This window comes from Stenotrophomonas sp. YAU14D1_LEIMI4_1, from assembly GCF_003086815.1.
Taxonomy (GTDB): Bacteria; Pseudomonadota; Gammaproteobacteria; order Xanthomonadales; family Xanthomonadaceae; genus Stenotrophomonas.
The window spans coordinates 1,027,382-1,044,911 of record NZ_CP025997.1 but is presented as its reverse complement, the minus strand read 5'-3'; the positions used below and the strand labels follow the sequence as shown (position 1 = coordinate 1,044,911).

Annotated in this window: 20 protein-coding genes, 2 tRNA genes and 1 other RNA gene; 11 read left to right on the top strand and 12 right to left on the bottom strand. The window is 67.7% G+C overall.

The annotated features are described in order from the left end of the window. Positions 1-4 precede the first annotated feature (4 nt). The 4 genes from C1932_RS04750 to C1932_RS04735 are packed head-to-tail and all read left to right on the top strand — an operon-like array spanning position 5 to position 4,368. Positions 5-958 (top strand): MoxR family ATPase, encoded by a 954-nt coding sequence (locus C1932_RS04750; protein ID WP_108761369.1) that lies wholly within the window; start codon positions 5-7, stop codon positions 956-958. Beyond that, a complete protein-coding gene (locus C1932_RS04745) occupies positions 955-1,905 on the top strand; it encodes a DUF58 domain-containing protein (RefSeq protein WP_199912007.1) in 951 nt (316 codons plus the stop codon). Before C1932_RS04750 ends, C1932_RS04745 begins: the two co-directional genes overlap by 4 nt. Then, positions 1,898-3,847 (top strand): DUF3488 and transglutaminase-like domain-containing protein, encoded by a 1,950-nt coding sequence (locus tag C1932_RS04740; protein WP_108761368.1) that lies wholly within the window; start codon positions 1,898-1,900, stop codon positions 3,845-3,847. Before C1932_RS04745 ends, C1932_RS04740 begins: the two co-directional genes overlap by 8 nt. Continuing rightward, a complete protein-coding gene (locus C1932_RS04735; RefSeq protein WP_108748740.1) occupies positions 3,844-4,368 on the top strand; it encodes a Slp family lipoprotein in 525 nt (174 codons plus the stop codon). The genes C1932_RS04740 and C1932_RS04735 overlap by 4 nt, the downstream gene beginning before the upstream one ends. A 73-nt stretch (positions 4,369-4,441) precedes the next feature. Here C1932_RS04735 and C1932_RS04730 read toward each other — a convergent pair whose 3' ends face one another. The 4 genes from C1932_RS04730 to dnaX form a co-directional block, all read right to left on the bottom strand. Continuing rightward, positions 4,442-4,801, bottom strand: a complete 360-nt coding sequence (locus C1932_RS04730) for a histidine triad nucleotide-binding protein (protein ID WP_108761367.1) — start codon at positions 4,799-4,801, stop codon at positions 4,442-4,444. Positions 4,802-4,866: 65 nt separating this feature from the next. Beyond that, positions 4,867-5,466: a recombination mediator RecR gene (gene recR, locus C1932_RS04725; protein WP_108752335.1), complete on the bottom strand. Its 600-nt coding sequence runs from the start codon at positions 5,464-5,466 to the stop codon at positions 4,867-4,869. A 172-nt stretch (positions 5,467-5,638) separates the two neighbouring features. Continuing rightward, on the bottom strand, positions 5,639-5,959 hold the full coding sequence (locus tag C1932_RS04720) for a YbaB/EbfC family nucleoid-associated protein (RefSeq protein WP_019659509.1): 321 nt from the start codon (positions 5,957-5,959) through the stop codon (positions 5,639-5,641). 6 nt (positions 5,960-5,965) lie between these two features. Beyond that, positions 5,966-7,996: a DNA polymerase III subunit gamma/tau gene (gene dnaX, locus C1932_RS04715; protein ID WP_199912024.1), complete on the bottom strand. Its 2,031-nt coding sequence runs from the start codon at positions 7,994-7,996 to the stop codon at positions 5,966-5,968. 141 nt (positions 7,997-8,137) lie between these two features. Here dnaX and C1932_RS04710 point away from each other — a divergent pair. Together C1932_RS04710 and C1932_RS04705 are read left to right on the top strand one after the other, a co-directional pair. Next, a tRNA-Ser gene (locus C1932_RS04710) sits at positions 8,138-8,230 on the top strand. A 436-nt stretch (positions 8,231-8,666) separates the two neighbouring features. Continuing rightward, positions 8,667-8,999, top strand: a complete 333-nt coding sequence (locus tag C1932_RS04705; protein WP_234412302.1) for a hypothetical protein — start codon at positions 8,667-8,669, stop codon at positions 8,997-8,999. 49 nt (positions 9,000-9,048) lie between these two features. Here the strand turns inward: C1932_RS04705 and C1932_RS04700 are convergent, their stop codons facing one another. Beyond that, positions 9,049-9,861: an isocitrate lyase/phosphoenolpyruvate mutase family protein gene (locus tag C1932_RS04700; RefSeq protein WP_108761365.1), complete on the bottom strand. Its 813-nt coding sequence runs from the start codon at positions 9,859-9,861 to the stop codon at positions 9,049-9,051. Between the two features lie 144 nt (positions 9,862-10,005). On the opposite strand from C1932_RS04700, the gene C1932_RS04695 reads away from it, so the two are divergent. Both C1932_RS04695 and C1932_RS04690 read left to right on the top strand, forming a co-directional pair. After that, positions 10,006-10,452, top strand: coding sequence for a hypothetical protein (locus C1932_RS04695; RefSeq protein WP_108761364.1), 447 nt, complete (start codon positions 10,006-10,008; stop codon positions 10,450-10,452). After that, complete coding sequence (locus C1932_RS04690) at positions 10,442-10,921, top strand: GNAT family N-acetyltransferase (RefSeq protein ID WP_108761363.1); 480 nt, start codon at positions 10,442-10,444, stop codon at positions 10,919-10,921. Before C1932_RS04695 ends, C1932_RS04690 begins: the two co-directional genes overlap by 11 nt. On the opposite strand, the gene C1932_RS04685 is transcribed toward C1932_RS04690, so the two are convergent. Then, positions 10,918-11,331, bottom strand: coding sequence for a DUF3592 domain-containing protein (locus tag C1932_RS04685; RefSeq protein ID WP_108761362.1), 414 nt, complete (start codon positions 11,329-11,331; stop codon positions 10,918-10,920). The genes C1932_RS04690 and C1932_RS04685 overlap by 4 nt on opposite strands. Before the next feature lie 67 nt (positions 11,332-11,398). Next, positions 11,399-11,716, bottom strand: a complete 318-nt coding sequence (locus C1932_RS04680) for a multidrug efflux SMR transporter (RefSeq protein WP_108761361.1) — start codon at positions 11,714-11,716, stop codon at positions 11,399-11,401. A 300-nt stretch (positions 11,717-12,016) separates the two neighbouring features. On the opposite strand from C1932_RS04680, the gene ffs reads away from it, so the two are divergent. After that, positions 12,017-12,113, top strand: an RNA gene (ffs, locus tag C1932_RS04675) — signal recognition particle sRNA small type. A 115-nt stretch (positions 12,114-12,228) separates the two neighbouring features. Here ffs and C1932_RS04670 read toward each other — a convergent pair. Beyond that, positions 12,229-12,996: an MBL fold metallo-hydrolase gene (locus tag C1932_RS04670; RefSeq protein WP_108755535.1), complete on the bottom strand. Its 768-nt coding sequence runs from the start codon at positions 12,994-12,996 to the stop codon at positions 12,229-12,231. After that, a complete protein-coding gene (locus tag C1932_RS04665) occupies positions 12,996-13,745 on the bottom strand; it encodes a 3-deoxy-D-manno-octulosonic acid kinase (RefSeq protein WP_108748728.1) in 750 nt (249 codons plus the stop codon). Before C1932_RS04665 ends, C1932_RS04670 begins: the two co-directional genes overlap by 1 nt. 20 nt (positions 13,746-13,765) lie before the next feature. On the opposite strand from C1932_RS04665, the gene C1932_RS04660 reads away from it, so the two are divergent. Then, positions 13,766-14,812, top strand: coding sequence for a glycosyltransferase family 9 protein (locus C1932_RS04660; RefSeq protein WP_108761360.1), 1,047 nt, complete (start codon positions 13,766-13,768; stop codon positions 14,810-14,812). Between the two features lie 46 nt (positions 14,813-14,858). Here C1932_RS04660 and C1932_RS04655 read toward each other — a convergent pair whose 3' ends face one another. Together C1932_RS04655 and C1932_RS04650 are read right to left on the bottom strand one after the other, a co-directional pair. Then, entirely contained in the window at positions 14,859-15,263 is a 405-nt protein-coding gene (locus C1932_RS04655) for a DUF6165 family protein (protein WP_108752325.1), read from the bottom strand. 262 nt (positions 15,264-15,525) lie between these two features. Further along, positions 15,526-15,616 (bottom strand) — tRNA-Ser (locus tag C1932_RS04650). 167 nt (positions 15,617-15,783) lie between these two features. On the opposite strand from C1932_RS04650, the gene C1932_RS04645 reads away from it, so the two are divergent. Then, complete coding sequence (locus tag C1932_RS04645; protein WP_108752324.1) at positions 15,784-16,488, top strand: protein phosphatase 2C domain-containing protein; 705 nt, start codon at positions 15,784-15,786, stop codon at positions 16,486-16,488. A gap of 309 nt (positions 16,489-16,797) precedes the next feature. Here the strand turns inward: C1932_RS04645 and dnaQ are convergent, their stop codons facing one another. Beyond that, a complete protein-coding gene (dnaQ, locus tag C1932_RS04640) occupies positions 16,798-17,526 on the bottom strand; it encodes a DNA polymerase III subunit epsilon (protein WP_108748724.1) in 729 nt (242 codons plus the stop codon). Positions 17,527-17,530: the final 4 nt, after the last annotated feature.

The following is a 17,530-nucleotide window of genomic DNA, read 5'->3' as shown; positions in this document are numbered from 1 at the left end:
GATCATGACAGCTTCGTCCCCCATGCCCAGCATGCTAACCGATCAACTGCGACAGGCCCTGCGCAATGCACAGGACCAGGTCAACGCGCTGGTGCTGGGCAAGGTGCAGGAGGTGCGCCTGGCCTTCGTTGCCCTGCTTTCCGGCGGCCATCTGCTCATCGAGGATCTGCCCGGCTTGGGCAAGACCACGCTGGCGCACGCATTGGCCAGCAGCCTGGGGCTGGGCTTCCAGCGCGTGCAGTTCACCTCCGACCTGCTGCCCGCCGATGTGCTGGGCGTATCGGTGTACGACGCCAGCAGCCGCCAGTTCCAGTTCCATCCCGGCCCGGTGTTCACCCATGTGCTGCTGGCCGATGAGATCAACCGCGCGCCGCCGCGCACGCAGAGCGCCCTGCTGGAAGCCATGGCCGAACAGCAGGTCACGCTGGACGGGCAGACGCATACCCTGCCGGACCCGTTCTTCGTGATCGCCACGCAGAACCCGGTGGATCTGTCGGGCACGTTCCCGTTGCCCGATTCGCAGCTGGACCGCTTCCTGCTGCGCCTGGCCATGGGGTATCCCAGCCCGCAGGCCGAGCGCGAGCTGCTGCGCGGCACCGACCGCCGCGACCTGATTGCACGTGCGGTGCCGCAGCTGGATGACAACCAGGTGCGGCAATTGCGCGAAGCGGTCAGCCAGATCCATGTGAGCGATGCGCTGGTGGATTACGTGCAGGCGCTGCTGACCCGCAGCCGCCAGCATGCCGGCGTGCGCGTGGGCCTGTCACCGCGCGCCGGCCTGGCCCTGCTGCGCGCGGCCAAGGCGCATGCCTTGCTGCTGGGCCGCGGCCATGTGGTGCCCGAAGACGTGCAGACCCTGTTCGTCGCGGTCGCCGGCCACCGCTTGGTGGGCGAAGCCGAATCCAGCGCCGGCCCGGCCCTGGCGCGGGCGATCCTGCAGACGGTAGCGGTCGATTGAACGTCTCCTCGCGCTGGGCACGGCTGCAGTTGCTGGCGCGCCCACGCACGCCGGAGGCATTGCCGCAGCGACTGGACCGCCGCCGCATCTACGTGCTGCCCACGCGTTTCGGCCTGTTCGTGGCCACCCTGTTGGCGGCCATGCTGCTGGGCGCACTGAATTACAACAACAACCCTGCGCTGCTGCTGGCCCTGCTGCTGGCAGCAGCCGCGGTGGCCAGCGCGATTGCCGCGCACCTGCAGCTGTCTGGCGTGCAGGTCGATGCGATCGCCGCCGAGCCGGTTGCAGCCGGGCAACCGCTGCGGCTGCGCATCGATCTTTCCGTGCGCGACCCGCGTGCGCGCCACGGTCTGCACCTGCAACTGGGCGACAGCCAGGCCTGGACCGACCTGCCGGCGCAGGGCCGCGGCGAAGTGGGACTGGATGTACCCACGCAGCGGCGCGGCTGGCTGGACCTGCCACGCGTGCGCCTGTCCAGCACCCAGCCGCTGGGCCTGGTGCGGGCCTGGTCGTGGGTCTGGCCCGAACAACCGCTGCTGGTCTATCCCCACGCCGAAGCACAGGGCCCGGCCCTGCCCGAGCGCGGCAGCGACCCGCTGCACACCCGCGCCCACGCCAGCGGTGAGGAACTGCACCAGCTGCGCCCGTACCGCGCCGGTGACCCACCGCGCAGCATCGCGTGGAAACATTCGGCGCGGCGCGACAGCCTGCTGGTACGCGAATACGAAAAGCCGGTCGGCATCGAGGTGATGCTGGACTGGCGCGCCCTGGCACCGATGGCCGGCGAAGCGCGCATTACGCGGCTGGCGCGCTGGGTCGACCTGGCCGAACGCGAAGGACGCCGCTATACCCTGCTGCTGCCCGGCCAGCCCGCGCTCGGCCCCGGTCAGGGCGCCAGCCACCACCATCTGTGCCTGCGCGCACTGGCCCTGTTGCCGCATGACTGACACCGCGCCCCTGATCGACCGCAACGCGCGCTCCTGGACGCTGGCCAGTGCGGCGCTGGCCCTGCTGCCGCTGCTGCTGCAGTTGCCCACGCTGTTGGCCGCGCTGTTTGCCGGCGCCGCCGTGCTGACCGCTCTGCTGTCGCAGCGGCGTGTACTGCCGATGCCGGTGCGCGTGCTGCTGGTGCTGGCCATGCTGGGCGCCATCGTCTGGCAGATGGGCGCCATGCGCCCCGGCCGCGACACCGGCTGCGCGCTGCTGGCGGCGATGCTGGCGATCAAGTCCAGCGAGCTGCGCAGCCTGCGTGATGCGCGCAGCCTGATCGGCTTCGCCCTGTTCGCACCGTTTGCCGCCTTCCTGCTCGACCAGGGGCCGGTGACCACCGCGCTGGCAGCACTGGCCGGCATCACCGGCCTGCTGGCGCTGCAGCGCCTGGCCCAGGGCGAAGGCCATAGCGCGCCGGTGCCGCTGCGCGGACAGCTGCATGGCGTTGGCCGACTGCTGCTGATCGGCCTGCCACTGGCGCTGGCCTGCTTCTGGCTGTTCCCGCGCCTGGCTACGCCGTTGTGGGGCATTCCCGATCGCGCCGTCGGCACGCCGGGGCTGTCCGACACGATGGAGCCGGACCAGTGGCTGGACCTGATGGCCGACGATACGCCCGCCCTACGCGTGCAGTTCTTCGGTGCAGCGCCGGCGGCGGAACAGCGCTACTGGCGCGGCCCGGTGATGACCCGTTTTGATGGCCACGTGTGGCGGCGCGATCCCGCCGCGCAGTTCCGCACGCCGGCGGTCGTGGAACAGACAGGATCGGGCTGGGATTACCAGATCGATTACGAGCCCACCGACCGCCGCCAACTGGTGGCGCTGGACCTGCCGCGCAGCGCACCGGCCGGGGCCCGTCTGGATGCGGACATGAGCCTGTCCAGCGACCGCCGCTTGAGCGCACTGACCCGCTGGCGCCTGCAATCGGCACCAGCGCGCCGCTTCGATGCCACGCTGTCGGCTGAACAGCGCCGCGCGGCATTGCAGTTGCCGGCAGGCTTCAACCCGCGCACCGCTACGCTGGCCCGGCAGTGGCGCCAGGAGGCCGGCAATGACGATGCCGCCTTGGTACGCCGGGCACTGGCCTGGATCACCACTGACCTCTCCTACACACTGGAAACCCCCGTGGCCGGGCGCGATCCGGTCGATGCCTTCCTGTTCGATTACAAGGCCGGCTTCTGCCAGCACTTCAGTTCTTCCTTCGTGGTGCTGATGCGCAACGCCGGCATTCCCGCGCGGGTGGTGACCGGCTTCGCCGGCGGTACCCGCAACCGCATCGGCAACTACTGGGTGGTGCGCCGCATGGACGCCCACGCCTGGGCCGAAGTGTGGCTGCCGCAGCAGGGCTGGGTGCGGGTGGACCCGACCGCCGCCGTGGCACCAGAACGGATCCTGGACACGCTGGATGACCGCCTGCAGGCCGGCGCCGATACCGACCTGCGGCAGCGCTGGCTGCAGATCGGCCAGGTGGGCGATTGGCTGCGCCGTGGCTGGAACGATCTGGTGCTGTCCTTCGACGCACGCCGCCAGCAGCAGATGCTGCAGCCACTGGGACTGGACGATCTGGGGCCGGGACAGCTGCTGGCTGGGTTCGTGACGGCCGCGTTGCTGGCACTGGCCTGGATGGCCTGGCTGCTGGCACGTGGCGAGCGCGAGCGCGATCCCCTGCTGCGCGCCTGGCACCGCCTGGGCCGGCGCTACGCGCGGCGCGGCCTGGGCCGCGAACCGCACGAGCCCCCCATGGTCTGGGCCGGCCGCGTGCATGCCCAGCAGCCTGACCCTGCCCTTCTGGCACTCAGCCAGCGTTTCGCTGACACGCGTTACGCTGGCACTCACACCGACCTCGCCGCATTATTGCGGGACCTGCGCAGGCATCGCCCGTCTTCCGGAGCTTCCCAATGAAAACCAAGTTCCTTCTTACTGCCGTGGCCACGCTGGCCCTGTCGGCCTGCGCAACGGCACCCAAGCCGCTGCAGGGACAGTTCAGCCTGGTCTCCCCGCGCGATTCGGTCGCCACCCAGCAGGTCGGCACGCCGGTCCGTTGGGGCGGGCGCATCATTGAAACCCTGCCCGGCCAGGGCGAGACCTGCTTCCAGATGATCTCGCGCCCGCTCAACGGCAGTGGCCGCCCGAACACCACCTCGTCCGACGCCAGCGACGGCCGCTTCATTGCCTGCCGCGCCGGCTTCTACGACCCGGCCGTGTTCGAAGCCGGCCGCGATGTGACCTTCATCGGCAAGATCGACGGCTATTCCAATACGCGCATCGGTGATTACGACTACCGCCTGCCGAAGCTGGCCGCCGATGTGATCTACCTGTGGCCGGAACAGCGCCAGGTGGATGTGGTGCCCTACCCGTACGGTCCGTATGGCCCGTGGGGCCCGGGCCCGTACTGGGGCTACGGCCGTTGGGGCTGGTGGTAAGTAAAGAAAGGCCGCCCCAGGGCGGCCTTTTTTACGCGTGCCATCATCCTGGCCACGCGTGGATGCGGTTGCCTCAACGCCCCGGCGTACCGAAATGGCCCAGCGGCGCGCCGGCCAGCAGATGCATGTGGATATGGAACACGGTCTGCCCGGCATGCTCGCGGCAGTTCATCACGATGCGGTAGCCGTCTTCGGCCAAACCCTCGCTGCGCGCGTAGGCCGCGGCTGCCAGCGCCAGCTTGCCGATCAGGTGCGCCTGCGACGGCTGCAGGTCATCCAGCGTGGGGATGATCTCGTTCTTCGGAATGAACAGCACGTGCACCGGCGCCTGCGGTGCGATGTCCTTGAAGCCCAGCACCTCGGCGTCTTCGTAGACGATGGTGGCCGGGATCTCGCGGCGGATGATCTTGCTGAAGAGGGTTTCGCTGCTCATGGTCGGCCTCGGCGGGATATGCCCGCATTGTAGGCCGGCGACAGCAGGCAGTGCCCGGCCGCGTATCAGTCGCGGAACTCGCTGCGGGTGCCGAAGGCGTGCGACAGGGTGCCGCGATCGACGTATTCCAGTTCGCCCCCCAACGGCAGGCCCTGGGCCAGGCGGCTGGGCCGCACCTGGCGGACCCGCGCCAACTGCGCCAGGTAGTGCGCGGTCGCTTCGCCTTCCACGGTGGCGCTGGTGGCGATGATCAGCTCCTGCACCTCGCCCTGGGCCAGGCGCTGCTCCAGCTGTTCCAGGCCCAGTTCGCGCGGGCCCACGCCATCGAGCGGGGACAAGCGCCCCTGCAACACGAAGTAGACGCCGCGGAAGCCGGTCGCGTTTTCAATGGCCAGGCGGTCGGCCGGCGATTCCACCACGCACAACTGGCTGCGCTCGCGGCTGCCGTTGGCACAGGTGGGGCACACCTCGCTCTCGCTGAAATCACGGCACTGCGCGCAGTGGCCGATGCGCTCCACCGCCAACGCCAGGGTTTCGGCCAGGCGCTGGCCGCCCTCGCGCTCGCGTTCCAGCAGGTGGTAGGCCATGCGCTGGGCCGTCTTCTGGCCCACGCCCGGCAGCACCCGCAGCGCATCGATCAGTTGTTCAAGCAGAGGTGCGGACACGGCGGCAGGCTTTGTAGAGTCGAGCTTGCTCGACTGAAAGGCGTTGTAGAGTCGAGCCATGCTCGACTGAAGGATTCAGTAGAGTCGAGCCATGCTCGACTGATTCATGCATGCAGTCGAGCAAGCTCGACTCTACGGAACGACCAGTCGAGCACGCTCGACGCTACGGGTATCAGAACGGCAGCTTCATGCCCGGCGGCAGCTGCATGCCGGCCGTGGCCGAGCCCATCTTCGACTTCGATTCGGCGTCGATCTTGTTGGACGCGTCGTTGAAGGCGGCCGCGATCAGGTCTTCCAGCATTTCCGGATCGCTGGTCAGCGACGGGTCGATGCGCACCTTGCGGCATTCCTTCGCACCGGTCAGGGTGACGCTGACCATGCCGCCACCGGCGCTGCCGGTCACTTCGATCCTGGCGATTTCTTCCTGGGCCTTCTGCAGGTTTTCCTGCATCTTCTGGGCCTGCTGCATCAGTTGGGCGATGTTCCCGCGCATGTCGTCTTACTCGTCAAAAGTACGGATGGAATCGGAAACGACCCGGGCGCCGTGCTGCTGGATCAGCAGCTGGACTTCCGGATCGTCCATGAAGGTGGCCTCGGCGGCCTGCTGGCGCTCGCCGCGCTGGCGGTCGGCACGCTGGTGCAGGGTCTCGGCCGGTACGTGTTCGGTTTCCACGGTCTCGACCACGATCCGCAGCGCCTGGCCCAGGGCCTTTTCCAGCACCTCGCCCAGCGCCGCCAGCGCGCGCTCGGAGCGCAGGTATTCAAATCCGGGCGAAAGCCCCAGTTTCAAGGTGCCCTGCTGGCAACTGATGAAGGCGGCGTTGGCGGCCAACTGGCGCGACGGGCCGTTCAGGCCGCTGCCGGCCACCAGGTCCAGCCAGTCCTCGGCACTGGCCAGTTCGCTCACTGCTTCCTGCGGGCCACGGTCGGCGGCCGCCGGTGCGGGCGCAATGGCAATGCCTTCCGGCTGGAACGAGCGCTCCTCGGCAACCTCGGCGGGCTGTGCCGGTGCCGGCGGTTCGTGCCAGGGGACGACCATGGCCGCCTCCGGGGTGGCATGTGCGGCGGCCAGCGACGCATCACGGGCGTGGGCGGCCTCGGCCTCCTCGGTGGCCCACGGCGGCAGATCGTCGCTCGCTTCGGCCGGCGGCGCGGCAACCTCGGCCTTCACCGGCGTGGGGGTTTCGGGTTCTTCCACCGGCACCGGTTCAGGTTCCGGGGTGGGTTCCGGTTTCGGTTCAGGCTCCGGTTCGCGCGGCGGCGGCTCGGGCTGCGGCGACGGGGTATGCGCTGCGGCACTCACTTGCTCTGGCGCCGCCGGGGCCTGGGCCGAGGCAGCGGCGGCCGGAGCGGCTTCCGGGCTGCCACCGGCACCACCGCCACCGGGTGCATTGCCGGCCGGGGCAGCGCCTGCGGCCGGGTCCACCGCACGCGGGACCGGCGGCACCGCGGCGGCCGGGCGGAAGGCCAGCATGCGCAGCACGGCCATTTCAAAGCCTGCGCGCGGGCTCGGCGCCAGCGGCAGGTCGCGGCGGCCATTGAGCGCCATCTGGTACCACAGCTGCACCACTTCCGGGCGCAGGCGGGCAGCGAAGGCGGCCACATCCAGACCTTCGGCGGCGGCAGCCGCACCCGGTACCAGCTGCTGCACCTGGATACGGTGCAGCCCCTCGGCCAGCGCTTCCAGCACGCCGCTCCAGTCGGGCGAGAACTCGGCCAGCGCCGCCACTACCTGCAGCAGGCGCGCGCCCTCGCCGTCGGCCAGGGCATCCAGCATGGCCGCCACCTGGGTGCGGTCCACGGTGCCCAGCATGGTGCGCACCACGTCGTCGCGCAGGGCACCACCGGCATAGGCAATGGCCTGGTCGAGCAGCGACAGGCCGTCACGCAGGCTGCCATCGGCGGCCTTGGACAGCTGCACGATGGCGCTGGGGTCGGACTCGATCTCCTCGGCGGCCAGGATGCGGGTCATCTGGCCCTGGATCTGGTCCTCGTCCAGCCGCTTCAGGTTGAACTGCAGGCAGCGGCTGAGCACGGTGACCGGCAGCTTCTGCGGGTCGGTGGTGGCCAGAAGGAACTTCACATGCTCCGGCGGCTCTTCCAGCGTCTTCAGCAGCGCGTTGAACGCCGCCTTGGACAGCATGTGCACTTCGTCGATCAGGTAGACCTTGTACTTGCCGCGCGAGGGCATGTACTGGGCGTTCTCGATCACCTCGCGCACGTCATCCACGCCGGTGTTGGACGCGGCGTCGATTTCCAGCAGGTCGATGTAGCGGCCGGCGTCGATGTCCAGGCAGGCTGCGCACTGGCCACAGGGATCGGCGCTGGTGCCCTGCTCGCAGTTCAGCGACTTGGCGAAGATACGCGCGATGGTGGTCTTGCCCACGCCGCGGGTACCGGTGAACAGGAACGCATGGTGGACCCGGCCACTGTCCAGCGCATTGCTGAGCGCACGGACCACGTGTTCCTGGCCCACCAGCTCGGCAAAACGCTTCGGACGCCACTTGCGGGCAAGCACGAGATAGGACATCAGGCCACCGTCTTCCATCGGATGTTCCATTGTGCCATGCCTGTCCAGCCCCCTCCCCCTGAAACACGGTGCTTGTGTCCGGGCGCGGCGCCCGCTAGAATCTGCGCCCCTGCTGAGGCGTTTGCCGATGGCAGGGAATCCGGAGAGGTGTCCGAGTGGTTGAAGGAGCACGCCTGGAAAGTGTGTAAGCGTCTAAACCGCGCTTCGGGGGTTCGAATCCCCCTCTCTCCGCCAGATAAATGAAAAAGGCTGCCCTCTGGGCAGCCTTTTTCATTTATCTGGCGCGGGAAGCGAAGTGCGCTGCGCGCGCTTCGCCCCATGCGTTGCTACGCAACGAATGGGCCCCTCCCTTTGCCTGCCTCTCCCCGCCCCTGTCGGGGCAGCCCCTCAACAGAGGGGCTTGCTCGTCCGGACAGATCCGTAGATCCACGCCATGCGTGGAGCAGACGTCCTTCGCACCACTCTCTTGCCCTCTTCACCTTGGGGCCGCCCACAAGGCCACCCTTCTGCGTTGGTCGGCGAGTGGGACGGGGGCTGAGAAGCCCTCCGGGGTTGGCTTCACCGGCCCCTTCCCCGCCCCCACTCTCTCCCGCTGCGTCGCCGCCCCATACTGCAGCGACGCAGCGACATCCTGGCTGCCACTCCCTTCTTTAGTCGTACGGGCCGAAACATGATGGAACATCAGATGGCGGGACTTCGGAATCTGATCGGGAAAGCGGTGACGCTGGAAACGGGCGACGGCATCACCACGATCAGGACCCATGATGGCTGGGAGCTGCACATCTACAACACTGTCCGCCTTCATTGCGATGGCACTGCGAAGCAGCCTGCGCAAGCCCCACAGGGGCTGCTTCTAACGAACTATCTGCTCGATCAAACGACAATGATGGCGCAGTTTTCTGGCGGGGTATCACTCACCGTAGACGTGAGTGACAGCGCCTACTCTGGCCCGGAAGCGATGCAGTTGAATTGCCCGGATGGAACCATCGTGATCTGGAACTAGAATCGATGCAGCCGCTGTTCGTCATGGCATGACATCGCCACACCGATCTCTATTGAGCTTGGCGCCCGTCAGTGATCGCAAAGCGTCGGTCAACATCCGGGTAAGACGCAGCAGCCGCACCCACCAGCACCCCACTCTGCAGCAGCGTGCGCGTTGCCGCTGCCGTAGCCGCCCAGGCCTGCAGGAACAGCGCCGGCCCGGCACTCAAGCGGCGTACGCCGGCATGGCGCAAATGGTCGGCCGGCGCCATGCCGGGCAACGCCATCAGGTTCAGTGGCAGCGCCACCTGTGCAGCGACGGCCGCCACCTCGGCCAGCGTCTGCAATCCAGGAACAAATCCCCCATCCGCACCGGCCTGCGCATAGGCCTGCAGGCGCTGCACGCTCAGTGCCACGGCCTGCGCACCCTCGGCCAAGCCGCGCAGATACACATCGGTCCGCGCGTTGATGAACAACGGACGCCCCGCCAGTGTGCAGCGCACCGCCGCGATCTTCGCCGCCAACAGTTCGACGCTGCCCTCGCCATCCTCGATGTTGATGCCCACCACGCCCAGATCAGCCAGGCGAAGCACGCGCGCGGCCACCTGCTGCGGATCGTCGCTGTAGCCGTTCTCGATATCCAGGGTGAGCGGCAGCGTCGTCACCCGCAGGATCTGCCGCACGCGCTCATGCAGCGCGTCCTCCGGCAGCACGCACGCATCAGCATGGCCGCAGGACCAGGCCAGGGCTGCGCTGGAGGTACCCAGTGCCTGCGCACCGCAATCCTCAGCCAGGCGCGCACTGCCTGCGTCCCACACGGTGGGCAGCACCAACAGGTCAGCGCTGCGGTGCAGGCTTTCAAAACGATGATGACGATCGATCATGGGAACTCCGTGTCTGCGAGGCACGCAGTCTGCGGGCACGCGCGGCCGGTCGCTCGCCATGTTCGGACACCAATACCTTCGGCGATCACTTGAGTCGCCCCGGGCAGACGCGGTTCAATGCCGCTCCCCTGCACGGACGCCACCATGAGCCAACGCCCCGAACGGATCGCCATCGACCCGGATGACCATTACGCCGACTGCATCGGCCGCACGGAAGATGGACGGCAGTTCATCCTGACCACACCGTTCGAACCGGCCACGCGCCGCCAGCCTGGCTGCGAATACATCGCGCTGTACCTCTTCGACGCCGACGGCGCCCTGCTGGATGCGCAGATCGATTCGCTGGGCCCGCGCGACCAGGTGGATGCACAACAGCATCGCGCGATCCGCCAGGCGCGCCTGCACGCCCTGGGTGCCATCGAGCATCGGCGCGTGCAGGTTGCACCGTTCGCGGTGGAACAGTTCGGCACGACCTTCGGCCTGGTCGCACGCGCACCGGAAGACGAGGACGATCTGTGGGCAGTGGAAATGCAGCCCGGCTACTACATGGCGTTCTTCGAACCGTGGGACAGCGGCGTGTATGACACCTGAGCTGCGCGCCTACCGGCTGAGCGATGCCAACGCCTGCCTGGCACTGTTCGATGGCAATACACCGGCGTTCTTCGCACCCGCCGAGCGCACGGATTTCACCGGATTCCTGCGCGACCACGCGCTTGCGCACGCCTTCCAGGTCGTCGAAGTCGATGGCCTCGTCGTCGCCTGCGGAGGATTATCACGGCATGCCGATGGCAGTGCCGGCTTCTGCTGGGGCATGGTCGCGCGGGAGCATCAAGGCCGGGGCCTGGGGCGCATGCTGGCCAACGCGCGGCTGCGCCAGGCACAAGCCGACGAACGGGTGCATCGCGTGGTGCTGAGCACCAGCCAGCACACCCAAGGGTTCTATGCGGCCCTGGGCTTCCATGTGGTCCGGGAAACCGTGGATGGGCACGGGCCCGGACTGCATGCCGTCGAAATGGAACTGCACCTTGTGCGCGATCCCTGCACGCGCAACCCACTCTAACGACGCGGCAGCACCCGGCCCAACCCGGCGAACACGAAGACCGCACCGATCATGCCAATAAGTACGGTCACGCCCCACAACGCCGCGGGCGTGTCCACCACCGGATCACGCGCCGGCGCCTCGGGCAGGTACAGCACGCGCACCGGCTGTCCCGGCGCATAGCCGAAGATCAGCCCGTTCTGGGCGTACGACACGCGCTGCCCTGCCGGCGTCTGGAACACCACCTGCGGGTGCGAGCCGCCGGCATTGAGATGATCCACCCAGCCCTGGACCGGCTGTGCCCGGTCCAGGAACTGCAGGCGATCGGCCAGGGTCCAGCCGGCAATGGCCAGCATCGCCATGCCCATCAGGGTAAACAACAGCCCTTTGGCCACGCGGTCAGCGCGGGGTGTCCGTGTTGCAGTGGTCATGGCGGCGTTGCGTCCTTGCGTCGGCCCGTGGCACAGGCACGGTGAGGCCGCAAAGTGTAGCGACCTGTCAGCTGCTGGACAGCTTCATCAGCACCAGCCCGCTGACGATCAGCACCGCCGCGCCGATGCGCATCGCACTGAGCTGCTCGCCCAGGAACACGATGCCCACCACGAACGCACCCACCGCGCCGATGCCGGTCCAGATGGTGTACGCAGTGCCCAGCGGCAGGCTGCGCATGGCCAGGGCCAGCAGCCAGAAGCTGGCGATCATACCGACCACGGTGATGATGGACGGAACGGGCTTGCTGAAGCCCTCGGATTGCTTCATCGAAACGGCCCAGACGATTTCCAGCAGGCCAGCGAACAACAATTGGATCCAGGCCATGACGGCCCTCCTTTTGGCAGGGCCAGGCCGTCCTGGTCATTCATTCCCGATGTGGGGGAGGCCGTTCCTCCTGCCGCGCATTCTAGCAACGCCGCTGCGCCGGGGCCGCTGCAGGTGGCGCCGGGTTACAGCCGATTCAGTGCGCGGCGCTGGCACAAGCGGCCGCGCCTGCGCTAGAATGCGCGCCTGCCATCGGCCCAGTCGATGTGCAGTCCGGCTGTGGTCTTCGGCGCGCTGCGCGCCACTTCCCCTGTTCCGTGAACCGGCCGCCCTTGGGCTGCCAACGTCTCTATGGTGGCCCCGTCGGCCCCTCGCGACGCTAGGTCGAAAATCCCGCCAGGGCCGGAAGGCAGCAACGGTATCGATCGACGCGGGCGCCGAGGTCAGCCGGCGGGGCCACCGCCTTTTCAGGCCGTGCCTCGTTCCCCGTAGATACCAAGCTTGGCTGGCGCCGCATCGGCGGGTCAGAGCCCTTTGCTGCGCAAAGGGATCCGACCCCATCCCACATCACGTCAGGGCGGGTCCTGAGCCAGCACGTTCGGCGCGGTGGGCGCTGCCAGCGCCACGCACTGCCCGGGCTGGGCCACGCGATGCCCGCGTGCGGCCAGGGCCTGGCCATCGGCCGCGCTGGCGTAGTGGTAGAGCATCATGCGCGCCTGCAGTTCAGCGCTGTACTCACGTTCCAGATCGTCCACGCCGGTGTGCGACGGATTGCCGTGCAGGCCGCAGTCGTGGGCGATCAGTTCGTTGTCGTTGGCAAAGCGCGCCAGCATTTCCGGAATCGGACGGGTATCGCCACTCCACACCAGCGCCCCCTGCAGACGCAGGCCATAGGCGGTTTCTGGCCAGTGGTGGCGTACGGGGAAGACTTCCAGGCGCACGCCTTCATGCCAGAACGCATCGCCCACCACGATCAGCTGGAAGGCATCCCAGAAGTTGGCGCCGCCTTCGGCCAGCACGTTCGGGTAGTCACCGATGCGCTTGTGCAGCAGCGGCACCACCGTGGCCGGCACGTACAGGCGCACCTTGCCGCGCCGCTGCGCACTGAAGAAGGTATCCACGAACAGACGCTCGAAGCCGGCCACGTGGTCCAGGTGTACATGGGTGACGAACAGCGCCTGCGGCAGGTGCCCGTAGTGCGCCTTGAACGCGGTCAGCCCTTCGCCGCCACAATCGATGGTCAGCCACGGGCGGCCATCGCATTCGATCACCGACATGGGCGAACCCAGCTCGACCGCCGACGCATTGCCGACGCCGAGGAAACGCAACGACCAGTCCATCAGGTGCCTCGGTTCCAGGCCATGTCGTAGGCACGGCGCAGCCGCGCGTAATCCTTCTGCACGTCTTCCACGCTGCGCTCGCCGCGCAGCTTCAGCAGCGAACGCAGCAGGCGCTTCAGGTTGCGCTCGCGCCAGGCGGTGGCAGGAATACGGATGACCCCACGGTCAAAATCGATCAGCCAGCCATGGCCGTTGCCATCGAACAGGATGTTGTGGGCGTTGAGATCAGCATGGTCCAGCCCGGCGCGGTGGAAGCGCGCGATCAGACGGCCGGCCTCTTCCCAGGGGGCACCACGGCCGGCCACCAGTGCACGGTCGGCCAGCGAGCGCACGCCCTCGATGCGCTCCATCAGGATGGCCGCGCGGTAGCGCAGGCCCTCGCGCATGTAGAACGCGGCGATCGGCCGGGGCACCGGCAGCTTCTGCGCACGCAGCGCGCGCATCAGCCGGAATTCGGCAAAGCTGCGGGTCCGGTCCGAGCCCCGCCAGATGTACTGGTCGTGGCTGAGCTTGGCTGCCAGGCCGCCGCGCAGGTAGTGGCGCAGCACCCCGGGACCGAAGGAGGCATCGACGAACCAGGCGCTGCCGCGGCCGCCCTCGCCCACCGGCCGGGCCTTGTTTCCCCAGTACTGGGGCGAGAACAGACCCGCCTCGGCTTGCCGCAGCCGCTCGCGGTCGAACAGAATGGCCCCGATGCCGCGACCCTCGCGGCATGGCGTCAGCGCTTCATTGGCGTCAAATGCGACCATTCCTTTGAGTCTAACAACACATGGCATCAGCGTCCTCATCCTTGTGCCTCCTTCGCCTGTCTGCCCTGGGCGATGTCACCCATGTCGTGCCGCTGGTGCGTACCCTGCAGGCCGCGCGCCCGGATACGCCGATCCACTGGATCATCGACAAGGTCGGCCACAAGCTGCTGGACGGCCTGCCCGGCGTGGTCTTCCATGCCTATGACAAGAAGACCGGCATGGCCGGGGTGAAGGCACTGCGCCATCAGTTGCCGCCCGGGCGCTTCGAGGCGCTGCTGCAGATGCAGGTGGCCTTCCGCGCGAACCTGCTGTCGGCCTTCATTCCGGCCGAGCGCCGCATCGGCTACGACCGCAGCCGCTCCAAGGATCTGCACGGGCTGTTCATCAACGAACGCATCCCCGACCGCCCCGGCATCCATGTGCTGGATGCCATTGGCAGCTTCTGCGAGCCGCTGGGCCTGCGCCAGGACACCGTCAGCTGGGACCTGGCCGTGCCGCCGGCCGCCTTTGAGTGGGCCGCGGCGCAATGGGAGGACGATGACCGCCCGGTGCTGATGATCTCGCCTTGTTCCAGCCACGTACTCCGCAACTGGTATGCCGACCGCTACGCCGCCGTGGCCACCCATGCCCAGGCCCGTGGCTGGCGCGTGGTGCTGTGCGGCGGCCGCAGTGAACTGGAGCGCAGCATGGCCGATGCCATACAGGCCCAGCTGGAGACCCCGGCACTGGATCTGGTAGGCAGGGACACGCTGAAGCAGCTGCCAGCGTTGCTGGCCCGCGCCGACCTGGTGATGACCCCCGATTCGGGGCCGATGCACATCGCCAACGCCATGGGCAGCAAGGTGCTGGGCCTGCATGCGGCCAGCAACCCGCACCGCAGCGGCCCGTATTCGGACCGCCGCTACTGCGTGGACCGCTACGACGATGCCGCGCGCAAGTACCTGGGCAAGCAGGCGATCGACCTGAAGTGGGGCACCAAGATCGAGTTCGACGATGTGATGGAACTGATCACGGTCGAGGACGGCATTGCCGCCTTCGAGCGCTACGTGGCCGACCATCGGGGTTGATTGGCGGGCCGGTGGGCCCATCCACGCATGTCGTGGATCTACGGGATTACGCGCGGGGCGCGTAATCCTGGTACGACTTCTCTTCCACGTACACTGAGCCCAGCGCCAGGTTGATCGCCTTCTTGATGCGCGCGCGCTCGTCATTGCGCAGATAGACACTGCGCGCCAGGTCGATGAAGCCCTGGTCGAAGGACTGCGCCTTTTCCTTCAGGCGGATATCGTCCTCGATGTCCCACAGCTGCTCGTTCACCGCCTTCAGCTCGGCACGCAGCTTGGCGATGTCCTTCACTGCGGCCGGATGGCCCATCCAGGTGGTATCCAGCGCCGACAGCTCGCGGCGCACATTGGCCAGCTTGCCTTCGTCGCTGATCCGCTCGGACTTGATCTGCAGGATCGAGATCTTGTCCAGCAGCTCGCCGAAAGACACAGGCACCAGGATTTCAGCGGTCATGGGGGACGCTCCAGCAAATGATGCGCACATGGTAACCCGCAGCGAAGATGCTGTTCCCGCGTGACAGCAACCCGATGTCGCGTCGGGTGGAACAAGCCCCTCTGTTGAGGGGCTGCCCCGACAGGGGCGGGGAGAGGCAGGCAAAGGGAGGGGCCCATGCGTTGCGCACCAACGCATGGGACGAAGCGCGCAAAGCGCGTTTCGCATCCCGCGCCAGATAACTGAAAAAGGCTGCCCCATGGGGCAGCCTTTTTCAGTTATCTGGCGGAGAGGGGGGGATTCGAACCCCCGAGGCGCTATAAACGCCTGCCTGATTTCGAGTCAGGTACATTCAACCGCTCTGCCACCTCTCCAGATGGTCCCCGGCGAACCGGGGACGCGAATAATACGAGGAAGCGCGGCAGACCACAAGCCATTGCCGCACATCCGATGAAATATTTCTGACTGCATGCCTTGCCGGATGTCCGCTTGGCCGTGATGATGCCGTTCTCCCCGGCATCACCCTTCCCCAGCCCCCACCATGATCGAATTCGGACACCTCACCCACCCCGGCCTGCGCCGGGAGCTCAACGAAGACACCTATTACGGTGATGGCGAGCTGTCGCTGTGGCTGGTGGCCGACGGCATGGGCGGGCATGCCTGCGGCGAGGTGGCCAGCGCGCTGGCGCGCGAGACCATCGTGCGCGAGATCCGCCGGGGCGCGCCGCTGGCCCAGGCCATCCGCACCGCCGACGAGGAGATCATCCGCGCCTCGCGCCGCCGCAACGACACCCTGCCGATGGGTACCACGGTGGTTGCCGCGCGCGTGCAGGGCAACCGCTATGAGGTGGCCTGGGTGGGCGACAGCCGGGCCTATCTGTGGCGCGACGGCCAGCTGGCCCAGCTCAGCCAGGACCACAGCGTGGTGCAGGAACTGGTGGCGCAGGGCAACCTGACCGCCGAGCAGGCCCGCGCCCACCCCCACCGCAACGTGGTGACCCAAGCGCTGGGGGTGACCGACCCGACCCACCTGAACGTGGCCACCACCAGTGGTGAACTGCGCCCGGGCATGCAGCTGCTGCTGTGCAGCGACGGCCTGACCGAGGAAGTGGACGACCGCGGCATTGCCCGTACCCTGGCCTACGACGACGCCAGCGCCCAGGAATGCGTGGACACTTTGGTCGCCGCCGCCCTCGACGGCGGAGGTTCGGACAACATCACCGTAATCCTGGTGCGCTGCCACTGATCCTGACGCACGCACGCTGCATCTGGGGGAGAGCCCCCTGAGTCAGGGGGCGGACGCGAAGCGGCGGGGGTATGGGTGATGATGAGACGGGGCCCACGATTTGCAGCGCAAATTGTGGGGCGTCAGCGCGAATGCGCTGGCGCGTCATCGGACAACATCACCGTGATCCTGGTGCGCTGCCACTGAAAGCCACGCATGGCGCGGCTCTACTGTAGATCCACGCCATGCGTGGATACGATGAGGGTAGATCCACGCCATGCGTGGATACGGTGGTAGCGCCGGGCCATGCCCGGCGGCCACCCCCACCGCCTACGCGCTCGCCGCTTCTTCCACCTTCGGGCCATCCCACAACGCGTGGCCGGCCTTCTTGCGCAGGCGCTCCAGGCGGGCGGCATGGGCTTCCTGCTCGGACGGCGTGGCCACCACGCGCGGGCGCGGCAGCAGCGCACTGGTATCGAACGCCTGCAGCGCCGCCCCTGCCCCGCCGCCCTCGTCGTCCAGACCGAAGCCGATCTCTTCCTGGCCCGAGGTCAGCGCGATGTACACATCGCCCAGGATCTGCGCATCGAGCAGTGCGCCGTGCAACGCGCGGTGCGAGTTGTCCACGCCCAGGCGCTTGCACAGGGCATCGAGCGAATTGCGCTGGCCCGGGAAGCGCTCGCGCGCCAGCGCCAGGGTGTCGACCACGGTGCAGTGGTCGGTGATCCGGCCGTACTGCGGGCCCAGCAGCGACAGTTCGTTGTCCAGGAAGCCCAGATCGAACGCCGCGTTGTGGATGATCAGTTCGGCGCCCTTGATGAAGGCCAGGAACTCATCGGCCACCTCGGCGAAGGCGGGCTTGTCGTCCAGGAACTCCAGGGTCAGCCCGGTCACTTCCTGCGCGCCCTGCTCGAAATCGCAGTCGGGCTTCAGGTACTGGTGGTAGTTGTTGCCGGACGGGCGGCGCTTGAACAGCTCCACGCAGCCGATTTCGACGACGCGGTTGCCCTTCTTCCACTCCAGGCCGGTGGTTTCGGTATCGAGAATGATCTGACGCATAGGC